20 protein-coding genes are annotated in these 23,104 nt (G+C 66.7%); 9 read left to right on the plus strand and 11 right to left on the minus strand.

Annotated features, from left to right (window positions below):
* The coding region (locus tag QM712_RS27170; RefSeq protein WP_415026233.1) for a sigma-54-dependent Fis family transcriptional regulator at positions 1-968 on the plus strand (968 nt) is incomplete at its 5' end.
* An 82-nt stretch (positions 969-1,050) separates the two neighbouring features.
* On the opposite strand, the gene QM712_RS27175 is transcribed toward QM712_RS27170, so the two are convergent.
* Positions 1,051-1,605: a flavin reductase family protein gene (locus QM712_RS27175; RefSeq protein ID WP_415026234.1), complete on the minus strand. Its 555-nt coding sequence runs from the start codon at positions 1,603-1,605 to the stop codon at positions 1,051-1,053.
* A gap of 57 nt (positions 1,606-1,662) precedes the next feature.
* Positions 1,663-2,760, minus strand: coding sequence for an LLM class flavin-dependent oxidoreductase (locus QM712_RS27180; RefSeq protein WP_415026235.1), 1,098 nt, complete (start codon positions 2,758-2,760; stop codon positions 1,663-1,665).
* 218 nt (positions 2,761-2,978) lie between these two features.
* On the opposite strand from QM712_RS27180, the gene QM712_RS27185 reads away from it, so the two are divergent.
* From QM712_RS27185 to poxB, 3 genes are all read left to right on the plus strand, one after another.
* Positions 2,979-3,893 carry a 2-dehydro-3-deoxygalactonokinase gene (locus QM712_RS27185; protein WP_415026236.1) on the plus strand — a complete coding sequence of 305 codons (915 nt, stop codon included), beginning with the start codon at positions 2,979-2,981 and terminating at the stop codon, positions 3,891-3,893.
* A 12-nt stretch (positions 3,894-3,905) separates the two neighbouring features.
* Positions 3,906-4,538, plus strand: coding sequence for a 2-dehydro-3-deoxy-6-phosphogalactonate aldolase (locus QM712_RS27190; RefSeq protein ID WP_415026237.1), 633 nt, complete (start codon positions 3,906-3,908; stop codon positions 4,536-4,538).
* 80 nt (positions 4,539-4,618) lie between these two features.
* A complete protein-coding gene (gene poxB / locus QM712_RS27195) occupies positions 4,619-6,355 on the plus strand; it encodes a ubiquinone-dependent pyruvate dehydrogenase (protein WP_415026238.1) in 1,737 nt (578 codons plus the stop codon).
* Here poxB and QM712_RS27200 read toward each other — a convergent pair.
* Entirely contained in the window at positions 6,352-6,717 is a 366-nt protein-coding gene (locus tag QM712_RS27200) for a hypothetical protein (protein ID WP_415026239.1), read from the minus strand. The genes poxB and QM712_RS27200 overlap by 4 nt on opposite strands.
* 67 nt (positions 6,718-6,784) lie before the next feature.
* Positions 6,785-7,693 (minus strand): PaaI family thioesterase, encoded by a 909-nt coding sequence (locus tag QM712_RS27205; protein WP_415026240.1) that lies wholly within the window; start codon positions 7,691-7,693, stop codon positions 6,785-6,787.
* Positions 7,694-7,830: 137 nt separating this feature from the next.
* Between QM712_RS27205 and QM712_RS27210 the strand changes: the two genes are divergently transcribed.
* Positions 7,831-8,148, plus strand: coding sequence for a hypothetical protein (locus tag QM712_RS27210; protein WP_415026241.1), 318 nt, complete (start codon positions 7,831-7,833; stop codon positions 8,146-8,148).
* Between the two features lie 41 nt (positions 8,149-8,189).
* On the opposite strand, the gene QM712_RS27215 is transcribed toward QM712_RS27210, so the two are convergent.
* Positions 8,190-9,659, minus strand: a complete 1,470-nt coding sequence (locus QM712_RS27215) for an amidase (protein ID WP_415026242.1) — start codon at positions 9,657-9,659, stop codon at positions 8,190-8,192.
* A 518-nt stretch (positions 9,660-10,177) separates the two neighbouring features.
* On the opposite strand from QM712_RS27215, the gene QM712_RS27220 reads away from it, so the two are divergent.
* Positions 10,178-12,517, plus strand: a complete 2,340-nt coding sequence (locus QM712_RS27220) for a Tex family protein (RefSeq protein ID WP_415026243.1) — start codon at positions 10,178-10,180, stop codon at positions 12,515-12,517.
* 66 nt (positions 12,518-12,583) lie between these two features.
* On the opposite strand, the gene QM712_RS27225 is transcribed toward QM712_RS27220, so the two are convergent.
* Positions 12,584-12,955 (minus strand): response regulator transcription factor, encoded by a 372-nt coding sequence (locus QM712_RS27225; RefSeq protein WP_415026244.1) that lies wholly within the window; start codon positions 12,953-12,955, stop codon positions 12,584-12,586.
* On the minus strand, positions 12,952-13,818 hold the full coding sequence (locus QM712_RS27230) for a S1C family serine protease (RefSeq protein WP_415026245.1): 867 nt from the start codon (positions 13,816-13,818) through the stop codon (positions 12,952-12,954). Before QM712_RS27230 ends, QM712_RS27225 begins: the two co-directional genes overlap by 4 nt.
* Positions 13,819-13,999: 181 nt before the next feature.
* On the opposite strand from QM712_RS27230, the gene QM712_RS27235 reads away from it, so the two are divergent.
* On the plus strand, positions 14,000-14,965 hold the full coding sequence (locus tag QM712_RS27235; RefSeq protein ID WP_415026246.1) for a VOC family protein: 966 nt from the start codon (positions 14,000-14,002) through the stop codon (positions 14,963-14,965).
* Positions 14,966-14,990: 25 nt separating this feature from the next.
* Here the strand turns inward: QM712_RS27235 and QM712_RS27240 are convergent, their stop codons facing one another.
* Together QM712_RS27240 and QM712_RS27245 are read right to left on the minus strand one after the other, a co-directional pair.
* Positions 14,991-16,127, minus strand: coding sequence for a diguanylate cyclase domain-containing protein (locus QM712_RS27240; RefSeq protein ID WP_415026247.1), 1,137 nt, complete (start codon positions 16,125-16,127; stop codon positions 14,991-14,993).
* A gap of 87 nt (positions 16,128-16,214) precedes the next feature.
* Positions 16,215-16,979: a transporter gene (locus QM712_RS27245; RefSeq protein WP_415026248.1), complete on the minus strand. Its 765-nt coding sequence runs from the start codon at positions 16,977-16,979 to the stop codon at positions 16,215-16,217.
* Between the two features lie 188 nt (positions 16,980-17,167).
* Between QM712_RS27245 and QM712_RS27250 the strand changes: the two genes are divergently transcribed.
* Complete coding sequence (locus QM712_RS27250; protein ID WP_415026249.1) at positions 17,168-18,043, plus strand: dihydrodipicolinate synthase family protein; 876 nt, start codon at positions 17,168-17,170, stop codon at positions 18,041-18,043.
* A 152-nt stretch (positions 18,044-18,195) separates the two neighbouring features.
* Entirely contained in the window at positions 18,196-20,520 is a 2,325-nt protein-coding gene (locus QM712_RS27255; RefSeq protein WP_415026250.1) for a xanthine dehydrogenase family protein molybdopterin-binding subunit, read from the plus strand.
* A 224-nt stretch (positions 20,521-20,744) separates the two neighbouring features.
* Here the strand turns inward: QM712_RS27255 and QM712_RS27260 are convergent, their stop codons facing one another.
* Together QM712_RS27260 and QM712_RS27265 are read right to left on the minus strand one after the other, a co-directional pair.
* The gene (locus QM712_RS27260; protein ID WP_415026251.1) at positions 20,745-21,941 is read right to left on the minus strand and encodes an acyl-CoA dehydrogenase family protein; all 1,197 of its coding nucleotides are present in this window, start codon (positions 21,939-21,941) and stop codon (positions 20,745-20,747) included.
* A gap of 14 nt (positions 21,942-21,955) precedes the next feature.
* Entirely contained in the window at positions 21,956-23,104 is a 1,149-nt protein-coding gene (locus tag QM712_RS27265; RefSeq protein WP_415026252.1) for an acyl-CoA dehydrogenase family protein, read from the minus strand.

Genomic DNA, 23,104 nt, shown 5'->3' on the forward strand with positions numbered 1-23,104 from the left:
GCGCAAGAGCCTCCATGCGCCCGCCCGCGCCGCGCCGCGACGGGCCCGCCGACCGCTTCGATGCGCTGCATCGGCTCGCCGGCCGCGATCCCGGTCTGATCAGGAGCGTGAAGCGGCTGCGCAGCATCGGCGACCACAATCTGCCGGTGCTGCTGCATGGCGAGACCGGCGTCGGCAAGGACGTGTTCGCGCGCGCCATCCACGCAGCCAGCAACCGCGCCCGCAACAATTACGTCGCGCTGAACTGCGCGGCGATGCCGGAGAGCCTGATCGACGCCGAGCTATTCGGCTACGAGGCCGGCGCCTTCACCGGCGCGCGGCGCGACGGCTCGAAAGGCCTGATCGTGCAGGCCGACGGCGGCACGCTCTTCCTGGACGAGATCGGCGACATGCCGGTTGCGCTGCAGACGCGGCTCCTGCGCGTGCTCGAAAACCGCGAGGTCTGGCCGCTCGGCGCGCTCAAGCCCGTGCTCGTCGACATCCGCCTGATCAGCGCGACGCATCGCGATCTCGGCCGCATGGCGGAGGAGGGCGCCTTCCGCGCCGACCTGTATTTCCGCCTGCGCGGCATGGAGGTGCGGCTGCCGGCCTTGCGCGAGCGCGCCGACCGCGACGACGTCATCCGCCGGATCGCAAACGAGGAGGCGCCGAACTGCCGTCTCTCGGACGAGGCCTGGACGCTGCTGTCGGCCTATTCCTATCCCGGCAACATGCGCCAGCTCCGCCATGTGCTGCGGCTCGCCGGCTGCACGGCGGAGGACAGCATCATCACCGATGCCGATCTCGATCTGCCGCCGTTCGGCGGACGGGCGGGAGAGCCCGACCTCGCGGCGGCCGAGCGGGCCACCATCGTCGAGGCCCTGCGCAAGCATGGCGGCCGCGTCACGGAAGCGGCGCGCGCGCTGAAACTCAGCCGCGCGACGCTCTATCGCAAGATCAAGCAGTTGAAGATCGAGACGGCGCAGTAGCACCGTCTTTCGGCGATCAAGGGCGGCCGAGCCGCCTCTCCCTGTGGGCTAGCGGGAAGGAGAGCGCGGCGTCCACGCGCGATTACGAAAAATCCGTCCAGCTCAAATGCCGCGCATCGAGATCGCCGAGCGCCACCGTCTCGCGCATCTCCTGCGGCGTGTGGAAATTGCTGCGCAGATAGACCAGGGGCGTTGCGGCCGGCGAATGCCAGGCGCCGCGCACCTCGCCGACGAAGATCGAATGCGTCCTGGTCTCGAATTCCTGGGCCAGCACGCAGTCGAACGCGGCGACTGCATCGGTCAGCACCGGCGCGCCGGTCTCGCCGCGCCTCCACTGGCCGAAGGCGAAACGGTCGTCGCCGTTGACGCCCTTCTGGCCGCTGAACGTGAGGGCGAGCAGCGCATGGTCTTCGTGCAGGAAGTTGATCGCGAAAGCGCCTTCCTCGCGGATGCGCCCGTGCGCGCTGGCGTTGCGGTTGACGCAGACGATCAGCGAGGGCGGATTGTCCGACAGCGAACAGGCAGACGTGACCGTCAGCCCCGTACGCGTGCCATGTTCGGCGCCCACCGTCACCAGCGCGACGGCGCCGGCGCATTGGCGCATGGCCTGCTTGAAATCCTTTGCGTCGACGCTCAAGCCGTGATCTCCGAAATTGATACGGGTGCGACACGATCGTGCCGCACCCGTGTCAGGTCAAGCCGCCTTCTGCGCGGAGCCGAGATGCTTCAGGCGCGGCATCACCTCGTTCTTCAGCAGCGAGAGCGAATGGTGCCAGGCTTCCGGCTTGTGCTTGTAGTCGAAGCCGAACACGCAGAGCACGCCGAAGCCGCCGACCTCGTCGTAGATCTTCTCGATCTTCTCGGCGACGGTCGCCGGCGAGCCGACGATCCAGTTCCGCTTGGCGCAATATTCGACGGTCACATCGCTGTCCGGCACGTCGGGGGCGTGCTTCAGATAGTCCTTGAAGCCGAAATGGCCGAGCAGAGGCAGGAAGTACTCGCCCATCATCCGGCCCATCATGTCACCGGTCGAGAGCTTCCAGGCTTCCTCGTCGGTGTCGGCGACGAACACCTCGCGTACCAGGCGCCAGTCCTTGCGGTTCGGCTTGCGACCGGTCTTGGCGGCGCCGATCTCGACCGAGTCCCAATGGCTCGAGACATAGGCCGGGTTGAGGTTGAGGCTCATCGGGATGAAGCCCCGCTCGCCGGCGAGCTTCAGGGTGTCCGAGTTCTTCGACAGCCCTGCGACGCCGATCGGCGGATGGGGCGCTTGGAGCGGCTTGATGTGCGGCTTGAGGAAGTCGAACATCGTGTCCGGCTTGGTCACCGTCCAGAACTTGCCCTTGTGGGTGAAGGGCGCGGGCTCGGTCCACAGTTTCAGGATGATCTCCAGCGCCTCGCGCGTCATGTCGCGGTTCTGTCCGCTCATGCCGTCGACGTTGAACATCGCCCAGTCGCTCGGCAGGCCGCTGGCCGCGACGCCGAAATTGAGCCGGCCCTCGGACAGATGATCGAGCATGGCGACGCGGTTGGCGAGTTCGGCCGGGTGATGGTAGGGCAGCAGAAAACCGCCCGGTCCGATGCGCAGCTTCTTGGTCTGCATCAGCGCCTGCGCGATCAGGAGATCCGGCGTCGGATTGGGTTCCCACGGTGCGGTGTGGTGCTCGCCGATCCAGGCTTCCTGATAGCCGAGCTCGTCGAGCCAGCGCAGCACCTGCAGGTCCCAGTCATGTCCTTCCTTCAGGCCGCACTCCGGCGGATGCGAAGGCATCGTGAAATAGCCGATCTCCATGGGTTTCCTCATCTGATGTTGACGCGTCTTGCTGCGCGGTTCACGGACGTGAATGGGGACGCTTCAGCAAGCAGTGTGCCAGCGTGGGCGGCGCTCAAACCGTCGAGAAAAGGACTGGTTTGCGGCGGCAATAGCCGATATCCCGGGACGAACCGCGGCACGGCCGTCTCATTGTCGCGAGACGGCGTCTTGGCGGTGAGACGAGGACTCGCTTCGCTATGACCGAACCCGCCTATGTCGCGGTGGACTGGGGCACCAGCAGCTTCCGGCTCTGGCTGATCGACCGTGCAGGCCAGATCCTGGCCGAACGCCGCAGCGGCGAAGGCATGCTGGCGGCCGCCAAGGCCGGCTTCGCCGCCGTGCTGCAATCGCACCTCGCCGCGATCGAAGCTCCGGATCATCTGCCCGTCCTCGTCTGCGGCATGGCCGGTGCCCGCACGGGCTGGGTCGAAGCCGGCTATGTCGATACGCCGGCGCCGCTGGCCGCGATCCTGAAGCAGGCGGCGCGCGTGCCCGGCGTGGCGCGCGACATCCGCATCCTGCCCGGCATCGCCCAGCGCGACGCACATGCGCCGGACGTGATGCGCGGCGAGGAAACCCAATTGCTTGGCGCGCTCGGCTTGGATGCGCCGGGCAATGCGCTGGTCTGCATGCCGGGCACGCATTCGAAATGGGTGCGCGTGAGTAACGGCACGGTGACGGATTTCTCCACCTTCATGACCGGCGAGTTGTTCGGTGCGGTCTCGCGCGAGACCATCCTGTCGCTCGCGGTCGCAGGCGCTGACGACGCCGAGGACGCGGCGAGCTTCAAGGCGGCTGTGCTTGCCGGATTCGAGGCGCCCGCCCTTGCGGCCAACCTCCTGTTCCGCGCGAGGTCGCGGCAATTGCTGTTCGGCGGCACGCCGGCCGCGGCGCGCGAGACGCTCTCGGGCACCCTGATCGGCGTCGAGCTGGCGGCGGGGCTATCGGGGGCGTTGCCGCAAGCAGGCATTACGCTGATTGCGTCAGGCCGGCTCGGGATGTTGTATCGGCTCGCTTTCGAGACGTTGTCGGTTGCGGCTGCGCCGATCGATGCCGACGAGGCAGTCCGCAATGGCCTGTCGATGGCGGCTGCCGCGATCTGGACGAACTAGAAGGATCTTCGCATGAGCGTTCCCTTTCCGCCGATGAAGCGTCCGCTGGTCGCGATCCTGCGCGGCGTGAAGCCCGAGGAAACCGAGGCGATCGTCGACGTGCTGATCGCAGCCGGGATGACCGCGATCGAGATTCCGCTGAACTCGCCGGACCCGTTCCGCTCCATCGCGCTTGCCGTGAAGCGGGCGCCGGCCGGCGTCCTCATCGGTGCCGGCACGGTGCTGACGGTTGACGATGTCGACCGGCTCCACGGCGCCGGCGGCCGCCTGATGGTCTCGCCCAATGTCGATACGCAGGTGCTCGCGCGCGCGCATCAGCACGGCATGGTGACGATGCCCGGCGTATTCTCGCCGACCGAAGCGCTGCTTGCCGCGCGCTCGGGGGCGTCGAGCCTGAAATTCTTTCCGGCCAGCGTGCTCGGCGCCTCCGGCATTGCCGCGATTCGCGCCGTGCTTCCCACGGGCGTGATGATCGCCGCCGTCGGCGGCGTCTCGGACGAGAATTTCGCGGAATACATCAAGGGCGGCGTGACCGCGTTCGGTCTTGGCTCCAGCCTCTACAAGCCCGGCATGTCGGCCGCCGATGTCGCCGCCCGCGCAAAGGTGACGATCGCGGCCTATGACCGGATCATTGCGAAAGCCTGAGCCGGCAATAAACAAGCCGTGATCGCGTCACGGATGATTTGTATCCTATCTTGCGGGACCAGCGAGATCGGGAGACCGGCATGGCGATCAACAATGTGGCAGACCTGTTCGTGGCGACACTCGAGCAGGCCGGTGTCAAGCGCATCTACGGCATCGTCGGCGACAGCCTGAACGGGTTGACCGAGGCGCTGAGGCGCCGCGGCACCATCGAGTGGATCCATGTCCGGCACGAGGAGGTTGCGGCCTTCGCGGCCGCAGGCGAAGCCGAGATGACGGGCAGCCTTGCGGTGTGCGCGGGCTCCTGCGGCCCGGGCAATCTGCATCTGATCAACGGGTTGTTCGACGCGCATCGCAGCCGCGTTCCGGTACTGGCGATCGCGGCGCAGATCCCGTCGGCCGAAATCGGCAGCGGCTATTTCCAGGAGACGCATCCGCAAAATCTGTTCCGGGAATGCAGCCATTATTGCGAGCTGATCTCGGATGCGAGCCAACTGCCCTATGTGCTCGAGAACGCCATTCGCGCGGCTGTGGGCCTGCGCGGCGTCGCCGTCGTCGCCATGCCCGGCGATGTCGCGTTCCGCACCCCGCCCAAGCGGGCGCTCTCGACGACGCGCTCGCTGGCGCTGTCCGCGCCGAAGGTCGCGCCCGACGCGAACGAGCTCAAGGCGCTCGCGGATCTGCTGAACGATGCCGAACGCATCACGCTGTTCTGCGGTCGGGGCTGTGCCGGCGCACACGCGCCGCTGATGCAGCTGGCCGAGGCGCTGAAGAGCCCGATCGTGCATGCGCTCGGCGGCAAGGAGCATGTCGAATATGAAAACCCGTATGATGTCGGCATGACCGGCTTCATCGGCTTCTCCTCGGGATATGCGGCCATGCATGCCTGCGACGCCCTCGTGATGCTCGGCACCGATTTTCCCTACAAGCAGTTCTTCCCGACCGACTGCAAGGTCGCGCAGATCGACATCCGGCCCGAGAACCTGGGCCGGCGCTGCAAGATCGATCTCGGCCTCGTCGGCGACGTCAGGCTGACCATCGAGGCGCTGCTGCCGCTCCTGAAGACCAAGACCCAGCGCAAGCACCTCGACGATGCGATCGCGCACTACAAGAAGGCGCGCGAAGGACTCGACTCGCTCGCCAAGGGCACGCCGGGAAGCAAGCCGATCCATCCGCAATATCTCGCGAAGGTCGTCAGCGACCATGCGGCCGACGATGCCGTGTTCACGGCCGATGTCGGCACGCCGACGGTGTGGGCCGCCCGCTACCTCGACATGAACGGACGCCGCCGGCTGATCGGATCGTTCGTCCACGGTTCGATGGCCAACGCCATGCCGCAGGCGATCGGCGTGCAGGCCGCGCAACCCGGCCGGCAGGTCGTCTCGCTATCCGGCGACGGCGGCTTCACCATGCTGATGGGCGACCTGATCACGCTGACGCAGATGAAGCTGCCGGTGAAGGTCGTCGTCTTCAACAACGGCGTGCTCGGATTCGTCGCTCTGGAGATGAAGGCGGCGGGCTTCGTCGACACCAATGTGGACCTGGAGAATCCCGACTTCGCGGCGATGGCGCGTGCGATGGGCATCTTCGCGAAGCGCGTCGAGGACCCCGGTGAGCTCCCGGGTGCGGTGAAGGAGATGCTGGCCCACAACGGGCCGGCGCTGCTGGACGTGGTCACCGCCAAGCAGGAACTGTCGATGCCGCCGACGATCACGCCGGAACAGATCAAGGGCTTCAGCCTCTGGGTGCTGCGCGCCGTGATGAACGGGCGTGGCGACGAGGTCCTCGATCTCGCCAAGACCAATCTGCTGCCGCGCTAGCCGCGTTTGGCCGAAGGCCACACCAGCCGTTCGTGGCGGCGCTGAAAGCGCTGCCAATGCAGCACGACGCCGATGATCAGTGCCGGCACGAAGCCGAGCAGGATCAGGAAATGCGGCAGCTCCTTCGGCGAGATGAAGGCGATGGCGATATCCGAGATCAGCCAGAGTGCCGCGAACATCACCGCGAAATCGGTGCGGGCGCAGCGGAGGTGGTAAAATACGGCGGTGACCACGACGGCAGGCGCGATCGCAATGCCGATCATCACCGCGGTGAGCTCCTTCGGAGTCAGCGCATCCAGCACCATAGACGCCAACAGCCAGATGGCGGCGAACATGGCAACGATGTCGATCGGATGCCGCAACCCAATACCTCTCGCGGGGGACGTGCTATCGTTGTGTCCCGAAGCGTAGCCGTCAAGTAAAATACGCCTATTCCTCGTCGTTTCCGGCCGTGGTCCGGAGCATAAAGTGACCGAAAGCGGTCGCGATCGGTTTGCCCGCATCATCCTGCCAGGCCCTTGCCTCGAAGGCGACGATACGCCGGCCCTGTTTCACGATGGAGACATTGGCGAAGCTGTCCAGCGCACGGCCGGATCGCAGATAGTTGACGGTCAGTCCGATCGGTTTCGGTAGCGTGGTCGTGCCGAGTTCGCGCCTGACGCCGAAGATCGCGGTGGTCTCGAGGAAGGCACCGGTCATTCCGCCATGGATCGCAGGCAGGATCGGATTGCCGATGATCTTCGGCGAGAACGGCATCGTCAGCGTGCTGTCGTCGTTGACGCGAATGCCGAGCCAGCGGGCGAACGGACTGTTGGGGAACGGGCCCTCCGGATCCTCCGGTGCTTCGAGCGTCGGCGACGCGCGGTCGTCGAGCCTGCGATCCGCAAGCATGTTGGTGCGGTTGGCGCCGATCATGAAGCAGGCGGTCGCGGTCGCGACCGGATCATCCTCCGACTCCTGATACGCGGTGGAGCGCACGAAGGCGATCGAGCGGGTGGTGCGGTAGCAGACCGAATGAGCCTTGATGTCGAGACCCGGCGTCGCCGGCTTCTGGTAGTCGATGCGCAGGTCCAGCGTCGCGATCGCGCGCGTGCCGTCGAGCGCGAGCTGCACCGCCATTCCGCAGCTCTCGTCCAGCATCGCGGTGACCACGCCGCCATGCAGCACGCCGGTCTCGGTGTCGCCGACGAACACGGGGCGGTACGGCAGGCTGGACCAGGCCTCGGCCGGCGCGAATCGATCCAGCCTGAGTCCGCTGATGTGACCATAGTCCGAGCGGCGGCTCTTGATGGCCTCGGCGAGTTCCTCGAACGGAAGCGTGGTGGGCGATGTCGACATGGTGACGTTCTAGACCAGTGTCGGGCGCGGCGCAAAACCCGCATGCGGCGTCCGCAGGGGACGGTTTTGCCTCGACAGAGCAGGGCGAAGCAACGATGGTGGGCGTTCCGTTCGTTCACTGCCCGCGAGGAGTGCCCATGGCCGACCCCGAGACGCCCGCCACCAACCAGGGGCCCGTCACCATTTCGAGCTCCAGCGCGGAGCGGGCACCCATCATCTATTTCGACGGCGCATCCTGCTTCGGCCACCACAACGGGGCGATCCAGATCGAGCTCGCGGCGAATCTGCTGTTGCCGGTCGGCGCCGCCGTCAGGGTCGACGTGATCCAGACCGCGCATCTGCGCTGCAGCCCGGCGGCGGCGCTCGCGCTGCGCGAGGCACTCGACAAGGCGCTTGCGATGTACAGGCAGGGGCAGCAGCAACCGACCGACGAGATTCCCGCGGTGAAGAACTGAGCCGACGAGAGGCGATCGCGCGTCGGTGCGATCGCCGTTGCTCAGACCACGTGCACCTTCGGCTTCTTGCCGTCGTTCCACTTGCCGTCGAGTGCGCGCTCGATCTGGGCGGCGAGTTGCAGCAGCAGGCCGTCATTGGCCTGTTTCGCGATCGCCTGAATGCCGAGCGGCAGGCCGTGTTCATGGGTCGCCATCGGCATCGAGATCGCCGGCATGCCGCAGAGATTCGCAAGCGGGGTGAACGCGAAATTGCGCCAGAGGTTGCCGAACCAGTCCAGCACGTCCGGATTGTCGGAGAGAGTCAGATATTCCTTCGTGCCGACCTTCGGCGTCGGCAGCGCGGTGATCGGCGTCAGGATGACGTCCCACTGCTCGAAGAAGCTGCCGAAGCCGCGTGAGGTCGTGTTGAACACCGCCTGCATCTTCGCCCGCTCGGCAAAACTGGTGTGGCGTCCGGCTTCCCAGATCCGGATGTTGACCGGCTCGACCAGATCCTCCGGCGGACGTTCCAGTCCGCGTGCGGCCAGCATGTTCGAGATCACAACGGCAAAGTTGCTGATGTAGCAGGTGGTCTGCGCATCGAACGCAGCGCGGAAGTCGAGGTCGGGCAGCGCATAGTCGACGTGATGGCCGAGGCCTTCGAGGAAGCGGCCGGCTTTCTCGAGCTCGGCCGCGATGTGCGGAGTCGCGGTGTAGTCGCCCCACGTGTGCGACAGCGCGATGCGAAGCTTCGCCGGGTCACGCTTGATCATCTCGCCATAGGGCTGCGCCGTGGTCCAGAACGGCATGAACTCGCCGGGCGCCGGCCCGCGGGCATGGTCGACGAAGGCCGCGGTGTCGCGCACGCTGCGCGATTGACAGCCCTGGATCGACACGAGTCCGGTGAGGTCGGACATGTGCGGAGCGAGCGAGAACACCCCGCGCGAGACCTTCAGGCCGATATTGCCGTTGACGCCGGCGGGAATGCGGATCGAGCCGCCGCCGTCGGTGGCGTGCGCGATCGGCACCACGCCGGCGGCAACCATCGCGGCGCTTCCCGCGGACGAGCCGCAGGTCGTGTAGTCGGTGTTCCAGGGATTGCGCGTCACGTAGACCGCCGGATTGTCGGCCGAGCTGCACACGCCGAACTCCGGCGTCGTCGTGCGCCCGATCAGGTTCAGTCCGGCCTGCCGGAATTTGCCGGTCAGGAAAGTGTCGGCCGCCGCACGATTGCCGCGCATGAGGAGCGAGCCCATTTCCTGGAGCCGGCCCTTCATGGTCGGACCGAGGTCCTTCATCAGGAAGGGCAGGCCGGCGAAGGGGCCGGACAGATTGGCGCCGTCCTTGCCGGGATCGGCGATGACATCGTCGAACAGCTCGACGACGCCCGACAGCGTCGGATTGACCTTGGCAACACCGGCGGCAGCCTGACGCGCCAGTTCCTTTGCCGTCAGGTCGCCCTTGCGGACACGGCCCGCCAGCGCCACACCATCGTGCTGCGCCCATTCGTTCCAGCTCATCGGCAAAGTCATGAAGTCAAGATCCCCTTGATGCGGCGGCACCTTCCTTTCGCAAGGAACCGCGTGAATCAACTGAGTCGGCGCGAAGGGCAGGGTTGCGCCGGATGGAGGGGTCCTAGCCTCAGTCCGTCGGCGGCGCAATGACGGCGAGGGGGCCGCGACCGGCGCGGATCCCGGGTGCGCAGGCCGCCCCGGGGACGCAGATCACACCGGTACGGTCGAGACCGGCGATCCGCCGAGGGCTCGGCGGATGGTGCGTTGCGCTGATGTCGCGCATCACGGTGTCCGCCATTGAATTGGCTCGCGGTCGATGCTGAAAGGCCGCGCGCGATGGCGGCGTTGGAGTCGGCGGGCCATCGAGGCTCGCCCACATCCGCATGAATGTGGCGAGATCGCATCGGAGCGGCAAAAAAACCTCTGTCGACGGTTTTGCACCGCACCTTGATGAATCAACCCCGCTTGGTCCATAAGCGGCGTCCCGCGGCCGGCTTTCGGTTCGTGGTGCGTGCTTGGATAAGAAGGATTCTCGCGTGGCGAATATCAACCAGAAAATTGCGCAGGAGCTTGGGGTTCGGGCGGAGCAGGTCGAGGCGGCGGTAACGCTGCTCGACGGCGGCGCCACGGTTCCCTTCATCGCGCGCTACCGCAAGGAAGCGACCGGTGCGCTCGACGACGCGCAATTGCGTACCCTCGAGGAGCGCCTGGTTTATCTGCGCGAGCTGGAAGATCGCCGCAAGGCCATCCTCGAGTCGGTCCGTGAGCAGGGCAAGCTCGATGCGGCGCTGGAGGCCACCATTCTTGCCGCCGACAGCAAGGCGCGCCTCGAAGACATCTATCTGCCGTACAAGCCGAAGCGCCGCACCAAGGCCGAGGTTGCCAAGGAAGCCGGGCTCGAACCGCTCGCCAACCAGCTCATGGCGGAGTCCGGCAACGATCCGAAGGTCGTGGCCGAAGCCTTCGTCAACGTGGAAAAGGGCGTTGCCGATGCCGCCGCCGCGCTCGACGGCGCCCGCGCCATCCTGGTCGAACGCTTCGACGAGGATGCCGACCTGATCGGCGCCCTGCGCGAGGAGATGTGGGCGAACGCGCGCATGGCCTCCAAGGTGCGCGACGGCAAGAAGACCGAGGGGGAAAAGTTCGCCGACTATTTCGACTTCTCCGAGCCGCTCACCAAGCTCCCGTCGCACCGCATCCTCGCGATGTTCCGCGGCGAGAAGGAAGAGATCCTCGATCTCCAGATGCAGGCCGAGGCCGAAGTGCCCCCGGCCGGCGTGCCCGGTGCGTATGAGCTGAAGATCATGAAGCGGTTCGGCATCGCCGATCTCAAGCGCGCCGGCGACCGCTGGCTGATCGACACCGTACGCTGGGCTTGGCGCACCAAGATCCAGGTGCATCTCAACATCGATCTGCGCATGCGGTTGTGGAATGCGGCCGAGACCGAGGCCGTGCGCGTTTTCGCCTCCAACCTGCGTGACCTGCTGCTGGCCGCACCCGCGGGCACCCGCGTGACCATGGGTCTCGATCCCGGCTACCGCACCGGCGTCAAGGTCGCGATCATCGACGCGACCGGCAAGGTGGTGGATACCACCGCGATCTATCCGCACGAACCGCAGCGGCAGTGGAACGAGTCGCTTGCGACCCTCGGCCGGCTCGCATTGAAGCATCGCGTCGAGCTGATCGCGATCGGCAACGGCACCGCTTCGCGCGAGACCGACAAGCTCGCGGCCGACCTCGTCAAGGGGCTGGCCGAACTGAAGATGACCAAGATCGTGGTGTCGGAAGCGGGCGCATCGGTCTATTCGGCGTCCGCCTTCGCGTCGCAGGAATTGCCGGAGCTGGACGTCACACTGCGCGGTGCTGTCTCGATCGCCCGCCGTCTCCAGGACCCGCTCGCCGAGCTGGTCAAGATCGAGCCGAAGGCGATCGGCGTCGGCCAGTACCAGCACGATCTGGGCCAGGCCAAGCTCGCGAAGTCGCTCGATGCCGTGGTCGAGGATTGCGTGAACGCGGTCGGCGTCGACGTCAACACCGCGTCAGCGCCGCTGCTTGCCCGCGTATCGGGCGTCGGCTCGGGCCTTGCGCAGAGCATCGTGCAGCATCGCGATGCCAATGGCCCGTTCAAGTCGCGCAAGGCGCTCAAGGAGGTGCCGCGGCTCGGGCCGAAGGCGTTCGAGCAGTGCGCGGGCTTCCTGCGCATCCTCGGCGGCGAGGATCCGCTCGACGCATCCGGCGTGCATCCGGAAGCCTATCCGGTGGTGCGCCGTATTCTCGCGGCCACCAAGAGCGACATCAAGGCGCTGATCGGCAGCAGCGACGTCGTGCGGACGCTGAAGCCGAAGGACTTCGTCGACGAGACTTTCGGTCTGCCGACCGTCACCGACATTCTGCGCGAACTCGAAAAGCCCGGCCGCGATCCGCGTCCGGCCTTCAAGGCCGCGGTGTTCAAGGAGGGCGTCGAGGAGATCAAGCATCTCCAGAAGGGCATGATCCTCGAAGGCACCGTGACCAACGTCGCGGCCTTCGGCGCCTTCGTCGACATCGGCGTGCACCAGGATGGCCTCGTGCACATCTCGGCGATGTCCAAGAACTACATCAAGGATCCGCGCGAGGTGGTGAAGCCCGGCGACATCGTCAAGGTCAAGGTGCTGGACTTCGAGGTGGCGCGCAAGCGCATCTCGCTGACGCTGCGCCTCGACGACGAGGTCGGTGCCAAGAAGGATGCGCCGGGCATGCAGCGCGACAACAATCAGCGCAATTCCGCCCGGATGACCTCGTCGGCGCCGCGCAAGCAGGAAGCATCCGGCGGTGGCGCGCTTGCCGAGGCGCTGCGCCGAGCGGCCGAGAAGAGCGGACGCGGCAAGCCGGCGTGAGCCGGAGCGCCTGCTCGCCTCAACCCCGTCTTCGGCGGGGAGAGGCGCGCATCGGCGACCTCCTGCTTACAGCTCGATCACGCCGCGGCGCGCGGCATGCGCCACGGCGTCGGTGCGGCCGGTGGCATCCAGCTTGTCGAGCAGCGAGCCGACGTGAAACTTCACCGTATGCACGGAGATGCCGAGCCGCCGCGCGATCATCTTGTTGGACGCGCCCTCGGCCATCAGCGCCAGCACGTCGAGCTCGCGCTGCGTCAGCGCGATGTCCTCGGGCATGGTGCGGGGATCACGGGCCACCACCGTGGCCGACGCCGGCTCGCCGGGCGCGCCCAGGCGCAGGCCCGCGACATTGCCGAGCAGCGCCGTGAGGCGGGCGGCCAACACGGGATCGTCGACTTCCAGGGCGAGCACGATCTCCTGCGCGTTGTCGCCGCTCACGCCTCCGGCCTTTCGCCGATCGTGACCTTGAAGCTGACGGGCTCGCCGCCCCGGCGTGCCGCGACATCGACCACCGCGCCGACGCTCGCGGGTCCGAGCGTCCGCGACAGCGCGCGCACGCCGGAGAGCTTCTGGTCGTTGACGGCCACGATCACATCGCCCTGGCGGATGCCGGCCGCGGCGGAGGGGCCCGTCTTGTCGACATTCATCACCATCGCGCCGACGCCGTCGTCGAGCCGCACCGGCTGAAGCCCGAGGCCGAGATAGCCGCGGGCGATCCGTCCCCGCGTCTCGAGCTGAGCCGCAACGCGTTCGATCGTCGCCGCGGGGATCACCAGCACGCGGCGTGGTCCGAGCACCGCCATGCCGAAGGCATCGCCGTTCGCGTCGAGCGCAAGTCCGCCCTGCTGACCGGGACGCAAGCGGATGTCGAGCTCGATCCGCGCATCGATCTCGCCGCCGCGCAGGCTTCGCCAGCCGGCGCCGGAAGCCGATATCATCCCAAGTGCCGCGCTCGGCGCCGCGCGCGTGGTGGCGACGACGACCGACAAGGCGCCGAGCGGCGGGACCGCGGATGCCAGCCTGACCGGGGCGATATCGGTATCGGCACGCAGGAGCGCGATGTCGGTCGTATGGTCGCGGCCGGCGATCGTCGCGGCGAGCGTCGTGCCGTCGGAAAGCCCGATCCCGACGTCGCCCTCATCGGCCAGCGTCTCGTCGGCGGTGACGATCAGACCGGGCTTCCAGACGAAGCCGGTCGCGCGCGAGCGGTGCGAATGCACGGAGACGATGGAAGGCGCATTGCGCGCCACGATGTCCGCGAGCGCGGACGACAGTGAGGAGAGAGGGGTCGGGTCGGCCATGGAAAGCTCCTGTGAAGTCTCCTCAATCTGGGATGTCCAAGGCGATCTGGAAACTGGCCGGGTGGTCAGGACGAAGCCGGAGAAAGCCGACGAACATGTGATTGGGAGCCCCTCACGGGAACGTGTAGCAATCGCGAAATCGCGCCGTGTGGCGCCCTGGATTCCTGATGAGCTCCGACTGATGACCATCGATCTCACCCGCCGCACCCTGCTTCATCTCGCCGGCGCCGCGTCGCTCGCGGCGGCCGCCTCGGGTGCGGCGCGTGCCGAAGGTCATCCCGCAGGCGCAGGGCCGACCTATGCTAGCCGCACGCCGATGCGGGTGGGCATGGTGACGCTGCGCGTGAAGAACCTCGACGTGGTCGCCGACTATTATCGCGACGTGATCGGACTTGCCGTGATGGAGCGTTCGGCCACGGCCGCGAAGCTCGGCACTGGAGGGGGCGTGCTGCTCGCGCTGGAGGCCCGTCCCGAGGCGACGGCCGAAGCGCGCGACGCGGCCGGCCTCTACCATACCGCCTTCCTGATGCCGACGCGCAAGGACCTCGCGCGCTGGCTGGTGCATGCCGCCTCGCATCGCGTGCGGCTGACGGGCTTTGCCGATCATCTCGTCAGCGAGTCCGTCTATCTCGACGATCCCGAAGGCAACGGCATCGAGGTCTATGCCGATCGCGATCCCTCGCAATGGCAATGGAGCGAGGGCAGCGTGAAGATGGCGACCGACGAACTCGACATCCCCGGTCTGCTGTCACTGACGAACACGCGCGTGGCCGATTACGCCAAGGCGCCGGACGGCTTGCGGATCGGCCACATGCATCTGCGCGTCGGCGATCTCACCGAAGCTGAGCGGTTCTATCACGGCACGATCGGCCTCGATCCGACCCGCCGCCGCAACGGCGCGGCGTTTCTGTCGTCGGGCCGCTATCACCACCACCTCGGCATGAATGTCTGGCAGAGCCAGGGCGCCGGCCAGCGCGATGATCAGACCACGGGTCTCGCCTGGTTTTCGCTGGTGATGGAGAAGCAGGAGCTGCTCGCCGCCCAGGAAGAGCGCCTGCGCAAGGGCGGCATGCGCGTCACCGCGCTTGCGAATGGCGTGGAGGCGGTGGATCCCTGGGGGACGCGGGTCCGATTGCTTCGCGCCTAAGAAGGCCGATGGGCTGGCGGCGGCTTCAGCCTGCCTGGCGTTCGAGGCCGGCGTTCTCGTCGGACCACGCGCAGCGGCCGCCTCCGGCGCGTTTCGCCGCATAGAGCGCGCGATCGACCCGCTCCAGAAGCTGCGAGGCCGAGCCGGCGCGTGTGACGCCCGGGCTGACGAGAATGCCTGCACTGGCGCCGATGCGGACCGGAATGTTCGACAGCAGGAACGGCATCGAGAGATCGAGGATGGCCTGACGCGCCAGCGCGAGCGCATCTTCCCGCCCGGCTTCACCGGCGCCGACCGGTCTCAGCACCATGAACTCGTCGCCGCCGAACCGTGCGGCAAGGCCGGAGCTGCCGACACAGGACGACAGCCGCTCCGCCACCTGGCGCAACAGATCGTCGCCGGCATGATGGCCGTGGCGGTCGTTGACCGGTTTGAAGCCGTCGAGATCGATCGCGATGATGGCGAAGTCTTCGCGGGTTTCCGCCAGCGCCTGGAAGAACGCCGCGCGGTTGGGCAATCCCGTGAGGAAATCGTGGGTCGCCTGCCGCGCCAGCCGGTGCTTGGCTTCGAGACGTTCGACGAAGGCGGCACTGAGATGCTTGGAAGCTTCCCGCAAGGTCAGCCAGAAGAACACCAGCATGATTGCGCCGAGCTTGTAGGCGATCTCCGGACGAAGCAGGCCGGCGACGATGGTCGGCATCAGGAGGATGGCGGCGGTGGTCAGGATGATCCAGGGACGGATCGCCGCGCGCGAGACCATGCCGACGCAGAACGACATCGAGAGCCCGAACGCGATCCACGCGCCCGGCGCGTCATCGAGCTGGAGCGCCCGGAACGACAACATGCCGAGCGCGAGGCCGAAGGCCGAGGCACCGGCGCCATAGAGCCGCTCCCAGCGCACCACGTCCGCATCGGAGAACAGCGCGGCGCGGGACTTGTAGCGGAACAGGGAGAAAACGCGGGCTGTGGCGGTGACCAGAATGAAGAACGCGATGACGGCGTAACCGGTATCGCCGCTCATGGCGGCCAGCGCTGCGGCGCCCGTCACCGAGGTGACGCCGATGGCGGATACTTGCGGCAGCGATGTGTACAGGAGATCGACGAGTTCGCGCCGAATCCGCGGATCGGGATGAAGAAACCTGGACAACATCGTGAAAGGCATGGCCGGCACCATCGCCGCCACTCCCTAACAACGCGTGGGGGAGGGGCGCGACACGATGGCCGCGCGTGCAACGTCCTTAAGAAGTCGTCAATGCCAGGGCATGATCCGGCGAACCGGCACCGCCGCGGCGCTGAGAACGTTGTCCCAGCGGTAGGAGTAGCCGATGCCGACGACATAGTCCGGTGAGTTCCGGTTGAGGCCGAACGCCAGGTGGAAGTCGATCTGCTCGGTCCGGTTCAGGAGATAGCCGCCACCGACATTGAGCAGCGCCGTGCCGGCGCCTCGCGACGGATAGTCGCCGATATATTCGGCGAACAGCGCGAGCTGTGCGGTGATCTTCCGCTCGATCACGAAGGTCGCTTCGCTGATCTGGCGGTTGGCGGGATCGGACGGGCGGAAGAAGCTCGTGAACATGCCGCTGATGCCCCAGCCATGGCCGAGTTCGTAGGACCAGGGGAATTGCAGATAGGGCTGCAGGCCCTCGCCTGTGATGGCCGGCGTGCCGGTCGGCAGGCCCACGCCGAACACGACGGAGAGGTTTGCGGGCTCGGGCAGTCCGCTCACCTGCCATTTCACGCCGGGCGTGACATTGGTGAAGCCGGTGTCGGTCGTGCCGGTCAGCCGCCCGACATAACTCGGCACATCGATCAGCAGTTCGAGGCACGGTGCCACACCGAAGCGGAGGCGGCTGTTGCTGCCGTCGAAGCCCTTGCCGGCGCCCTGGCCGGTCGTGTTGAAGCCGTTCTCGCTCTGGATGCTTCCCGCCGGGACGACCAGGCTGGAATTGGTCACATCGGGGCGATCGGTTGCGATCTCCGATTGCGACGAAGGGCACTCGCCGGCCCAAGCCATCCCCGGGCACAGCGCGAAGGTTGCGAGGAAGCCGGCGCAATACCACCCGGCACGATGACGTCGCGGGACAAACACTGCAAATGTGCTCTTCGAAAGCGGTTCGCTTGCTGGCAATAATGCACCGTGATAGCACGCATTGGTCGCACGCCTTTCCAGAAGACTCGATATCCCGGAATTTATTCCCCGACATGTCCAACTTCCACGGCGTCTTTCCCTACCTCGTCTCGCCCGTCGATCCCGACGGAACGATCCGCACCAATGTGCTCGGCAGGCTCTGCGAGGATCTGATTGGCGCCGGCGTCCACGGCCTGACGCCGCTGGGCTCGACCGGCGAATTCGCCTATCTCAATGCAGCCCAGCGCACCGCCGTGGTGCAAACCACGATCGAAGCCGCGAAGGGGCGCGTGCCGGTCGTGGCGGGCGTTGCGTCCACCTCGACCACGGATGCGGTGGCGCAGGCGAAATCCTACCAGCAGCTCGGCGCGAACGGCATCCTGGCAATCCTCGAGGCGTATTTCCCGCTCGCCGATGCCCAGATCGAATCCTATTTCCGCAGCATCGCCGATGCCGTCGACGTTCCCGTCGTCATCTATACCAATCCGCAATTCCAGCGTTCGGATCTCACGCTCGATATCATCGCGCGCCTCGCCGAGCATCCGCGCATCGGGTACATCAAGGACGCATCGACCAACACCGGCCGGCTGCTGTCGATCATGAACCGCTGCGGCGACGGCTTGCGTGTGTTCTCGGCCTCCGCCCATATCCCCGCGGCGGTGATGCTGATCGGCGGCCTCGGCTGGATGGCGGGACCGGCCTGCATCGTGCCGCGCCAGAGCGTCGCGCTCTACGATCTCTGCAAGGCCGGCCGCTGGGACGAGGCGATGGCGCTCCAGCGCAGGCTGTGGCGCATCAACGAGGCCTTCGCCCGCTTCAACCTCGCGGCCTGCATCAAGGCCGGGCTGGCGATCCAGGGCTACGACGTCGGCGACCCCGTTCCGCCGCAGGCGGCCCTGACGGCCGACGCGCGCAGGATCGTGGAGGCCGCGCTGAGGGAGCTCGCATAGCCGTCATTCCGGGGCGATCCCTGGACCGGCATGACGAATCCGTGGGTATCTCCGCCTAAAACCGCGGCTGGCATGGCTCCGATCGATCCGCTAAAAGGCAGCCCGCAGTTTTGAAGACCCGGCTGTTTCGAAGATCCAAGGGACCCAGCGGAATGAACATTCTTCCCGGCAATTTGCGTTTCGGTGCGGGGCAGCCCGTCAAGCGTTTGGAAGATCAGCGGCTGCTCACCGGGAAGGGGCAGTTCATCGACGACAAGCCTGAAGACGGCGCGTTGTGGTTGTATCTGCTCCGTTCGCCGCATGCGCATGCGAACATCGTCTCGATCGACACCAGCGCCGCTGCATCCATGCCTGGGGTCACAGCGATCTACACCGGCGCCGACCTGATCAAGGACGACGTCGGCATCATTCCGACGCTGAACATCTTCAAGCGCCCCGACGGCAAGCCGATGACCGTGCCGCCGCGCCGGCTGCTCGCTCACGAGGTCGTTCGCTACGCCGGCGAGGCGGTGGCGGCCGTGGTGGCCTCCTCGCGCGCCGACGCGCAGAGCGCCGCGGAATCGATCGTGGTCGAATACGACGTGCAGCCCGCGGTGGTCGACCCGGTTGAGGCGGTGAAGCCCGGTGCTCCCGTGGTGTGGCCCGAGGCGCCCGACAACATCGTCGGTGCGATGAGCTATGGCGATGCCGCCAGGGTGGACGAGGCGTTCGCGCAGGCCGCTCACACGGTCGAGCTCGATCTCGTCAGCCAGCGCCTCGTGCCGTCGGCGATGGAGCCCCGCTCGACCATTGCGGAGGTCGACAAGACGTCCGGCCGGCTGCTGCTGCACGTACAGTCGCAGACACCGGCCTCGACCCGTGACGTCCTTGCCGAAGCCGTGCTGAAGCGGCCGAAGGACAGTGTCCGTGTGCTGGTCGGCGACATCGGTGGCGGCTTCGGCCAGAAGACCAATCTCTATCCCGAGGACGGCATCGTCGCCTACGCAGCGACCAAGCTGAACCGGAAGATCCGCTGGCGCGGCGACCGCACCGACGAGTTCGTCGGCGGCACCCATGGCCGCGATCTCACCTCGACAGCATCCTTCGCTCTGGACGCCAAGGGCAGGGTGCTGGCCTATCGCGTCAGGTCGATCGGCTGCACCGGCGCGTATTCCTCTGGAACGGCGAACATCATTCCGCTGGTGCTCGGCCCGTTCGTGCAGACCGGTGTCTACGATCTGCCGCTGGTGCATTTCGAGATCAAGTCGGTGATGACCCACACCGCACCGGTCGGCGCCTATCGCGGTGCGGGCCGGCCCGAAGCCGTCTTCATCGTCGAGCGGCTGTTCGACGCCGCGGCACGAAAAATCGGCATGGATCCGCGCGCGATCCGCAAGGTCAACTACATCAAGCCGGCACAGCTGCCCTACACCAACGCGGCCGGCCAGGTCTACGATTCCGGGGCCTTCGCGCACATGCTCGACCGCGCCGTGAAGCTCGCCGATTGGGACGGCTTTGCCGCGCGCAAGAAGGCGGCGAAGAAGAAGGGCCTGCTGTACGGTCGCGGCCTGACCTCCTACATCGAATGGACCGGCGGCCGCGCGCACACCGAGAAGGTCAGCCTGCATGCGACCGCGCAGGGCCGCGTCGTCCTGCACTCCGGTACCATGGCGATGGGACAGGGGCTGCAGACCACCTACACCCAGATGATCTCCGACACGCTCGGGATTCCCATGGACAGGATCGACGTCGTCCAGGGCGACACCGACCTCGCGATCGGCTTCGGCAGCGTCGGCTCACGGTCATTGTTCGTCGGCGGCACCGCGGTCGCGGTCTCCTCGAACGACCTGATCCAGAAGGCGCGCGAGAAGGCGGCGAACGTGCTCGAGACGTCCGTCGAGGACATCGAATATCAGGGCGGCACGCTCACGGTGGTCGGCACCGATCGCCGCATCAGCCTGTTCGACCTGGCCGAGAAGGAAGGCGGCGCCAAGCTCAGCGTCGATTCCGAGGGCGAGGTCGACGGACCGAGCTGGCCGAACGGCACGCATATCTGCGAGGTCGAGATCGATCCGGAAACCGGCGTCTCCCGCGTCGCGCGCTACACCACTGTCGATGACGTCGGCGTTGCCGTGAATCCGATGCTCGTGACGGGGCAGATCCATGGCGGCGTGGCGCAGGGCATCGGCCAGGCGCTGTACGAGGGCGTTTCCTATGATGCCGACGGCCAGCTTCTCACCGCGAGCTATCAGGATTATTGCATCCCGCGCGCCGACGACGTGCCGCCGATCGTGGTGACGCTCGACGATTCCGCGCCCTGCCGCACCAATCCGCTCGGCGCCAAGGGCTGCGGCGAATCCGGCGCCATCGGCGGCCCGCCCTGCATCACCAACGGCGTGATGGACGCGCTCGCCGAACTCGGCATCACCCAGCTCAACACGCCGCTGACGCCGCAGAAGGTCTGGAAGGCGATCCGGGACGCCAAGGCGGCGGGCTAGGCGAAGCGCATTGTCGCGCGGGCTGTCGCCGCGCTCTCTGCCGTCGTCCCGGGGCGCGCAAAGCGCGAGCCCGGGACCCATGATGACAGGGAGGAGTTGCCGCGCGACGCTGACAACTCGCAGTGCCCGTAACCACACCCGCCTGTGGTTACGGGTCCCGAATCTGCGCTCCGCTTTGCTGCGCTTGTCCGGGACGACAGTGGAGAAGGTCGCGCCAGTGTGCGCTAGATCCCCAGCATCATCTTGGCGATGATGTCGCGCTGGATCTCGGATGTGCCGCCGAAGATCGTATAGGCCCGGCCGTTGAGATATTCCGGCACCACCGTCAGCATCTCCTCGGAAATCGCCGGTTCGTGGTTGAGCTTGTAGAGCGGGCGCATCGGCTCGACCGCGAGCGCATCGTGACCGATCACAGCGGCGCCGAGCCTGGTCACGGCCTGGCGGATCTCGCTGTTGCGCAGCTTGAGGATCGACGACACCGCGCCGGGGTTCTGCCCGGTCTGGAGGGCGGAGAGCACGCGCAACTCGGTCATCTCCAGTGCGTCGATGTCGACTTCGACCTCGGAGAGGCGGGTGGCGATGTCGGCACTGTCGATCGCGCGACCCGTGAGATCAGATTCGGCGAGATCGGCGATCGCTCTCAATCCCTCGCGCAGCTTCGCCGACGCGATACCCGCGCCGCGCTCGAATTCGAGCAGATATTTGCCGTAGGTCCAGCCCTTGCCTTCCTCGCCGACGCGGTTGGCGACGGGCACGCGCACGTCGTCGAAGAACACCTGGTTGACTTCGTGATCGCCGCCGATGGTGAGAATGGGGCGTGTCGTGATGCCCGGTGTTTTCATGTCGATCAGGATGAAGCTGATTCCGTCCTGCTGCCGGGGGCCGTCGCTGGTACGCACCAGCGCGAACATGCGGTTGGCGTGATGCGCGTGCGTGGTCCAGATCTTGGTGCCGTTGATGATGTAGTCGTCGCCATCGCGCACCGCGCGCGTCTTCAGCGAGGAGAGGTCGGAGCCGGAGCCCGGTTCCGAGTAGCCCTGGCACCAATAGTCCTCACCGGACAGGATGCGCGGCAGATAGAAGTTCTTCTGCTCGGGGCTGCCGAAGCCGATGATGACCGGCCCGACCATCTTCACGCCCATCACGTTGACGTTCGGCACGCCGGCGCGGGCGCATTCGGTCTCGAAGATCCAGCGCTGCGCCGGAGTCCAGTCCGGCCCGCCGTGATCGGCCGGCCAGCCCGGCGCGCCCCAGCCATTGGCGTGCAGCGCGCGCTGCCAGGCCATGCCGATGTCCGGATCGGAAAACACCGACGGCGTCAGCGCCGTCGCGCGCTTCATATCTTCCGTCAGGTTCTTCGCAATGAAGCCGCGGACCTCACTCTGGAAGGCGCGCTCTTCGGCATTGAACGACAGGTCCATGGTGCGCTCCTTCTTCAGACGGGCACGGTACTGCGGCCAAGCGCGGCGTGGCGGCCGTAATGATGCGCGCTGCCGCCAAACAGCGTGTCGAAGGCGATCAGCCGCTTGAAATAGGCGCCGACCTCGAGCTCTTCGGTAACGCCCATGCCACCATGAAGCTGGATCGACTGCTCGCCGACGAAACGCGCGCATTTGCCGATCTTCGCCTTGGCGCCGGAGGCGGCGCGCCCCCGTTCGACCGGTGCGCTGTCAGCCTTCAGCGCGGCGCGCAGAGCCATCGAGCGAGCCTCGTCGACCTGCATCGCCATGTCGGCGAGGCGGTGGCGGATCACCTGGTTGGCGGACAAGGGGCGGCCAAACTGCTTGCGGATCTTGGTGTACTCGAGCGTGGTCTCGAGCAGCGTCTGCATGATGCCGACGGCCTCCGCACCGAGCGCGGCCATGGCGCGGTCGACGGCCCATGCGATCGCGGGCAGCGCGTCCTCGCTGTCGCCGAGGAGAGCGTCCTGAGGAAGTTGCACGTCGGACAGCTCGATGTTGCAGGCGCGTCCGCCGCCGAGGCGCGGATAGTCCGAGATCGCGAGGCCCGGCGTCGACACCGGCACCAGGAACAGGCCGATCCGTCCCGACGGTCCCCGGTGGTCGTGGACATGTGCGGAAACGATGATCTCATCGGCGGCATGGCCGTCGAGCACGGCGATCTTGCTGCCCGCGAGACGCCAGCCCTGCGCCGTCTTGCCGGCTGTCGTCGCGACCTTGGCGAGATCGAACCGGGCCGCGCGCTCGGAATGGGCGAAGGCGAGCTTCAACGTGCCGTCGGCGACCCTCGGCAGGGTGGCCTGTTTCTGGGAGGTGCTGCCGCACTTTTCGATCAGCGCGGCCCCCAATACGACCGTAGCGACATAGGGTTCGGACACCAGCCCTCGGCCGAAGGCCTCCATCAGGATTCCGATTTCGACGGCACCGCCACCGAGTCCGCCGAACTCCTCCGCGATCGGCAGCGCCAGCCAGCCGAGGTCGGCGAACTGCTTCCAGATCGCCGGGCTGAAGCCGCGCGGATCGTTCGCCATGCTGCGCCGGTGATCGGCATCGTAGCTTTCGGCCACGAAGCGTTCCGCGCTCTCGCGCAGCAACCGTTGCTCGTCGCTGAGATTGAGATCCAT

The organism is Bradyrhizobium sp., assembly GCF_047605465.1.
Lineage (GTDB): Bacteria > Pseudomonadota > Alphaproteobacteria > Rhizobiales > Xanthobacteraceae > Bradyrhizobium.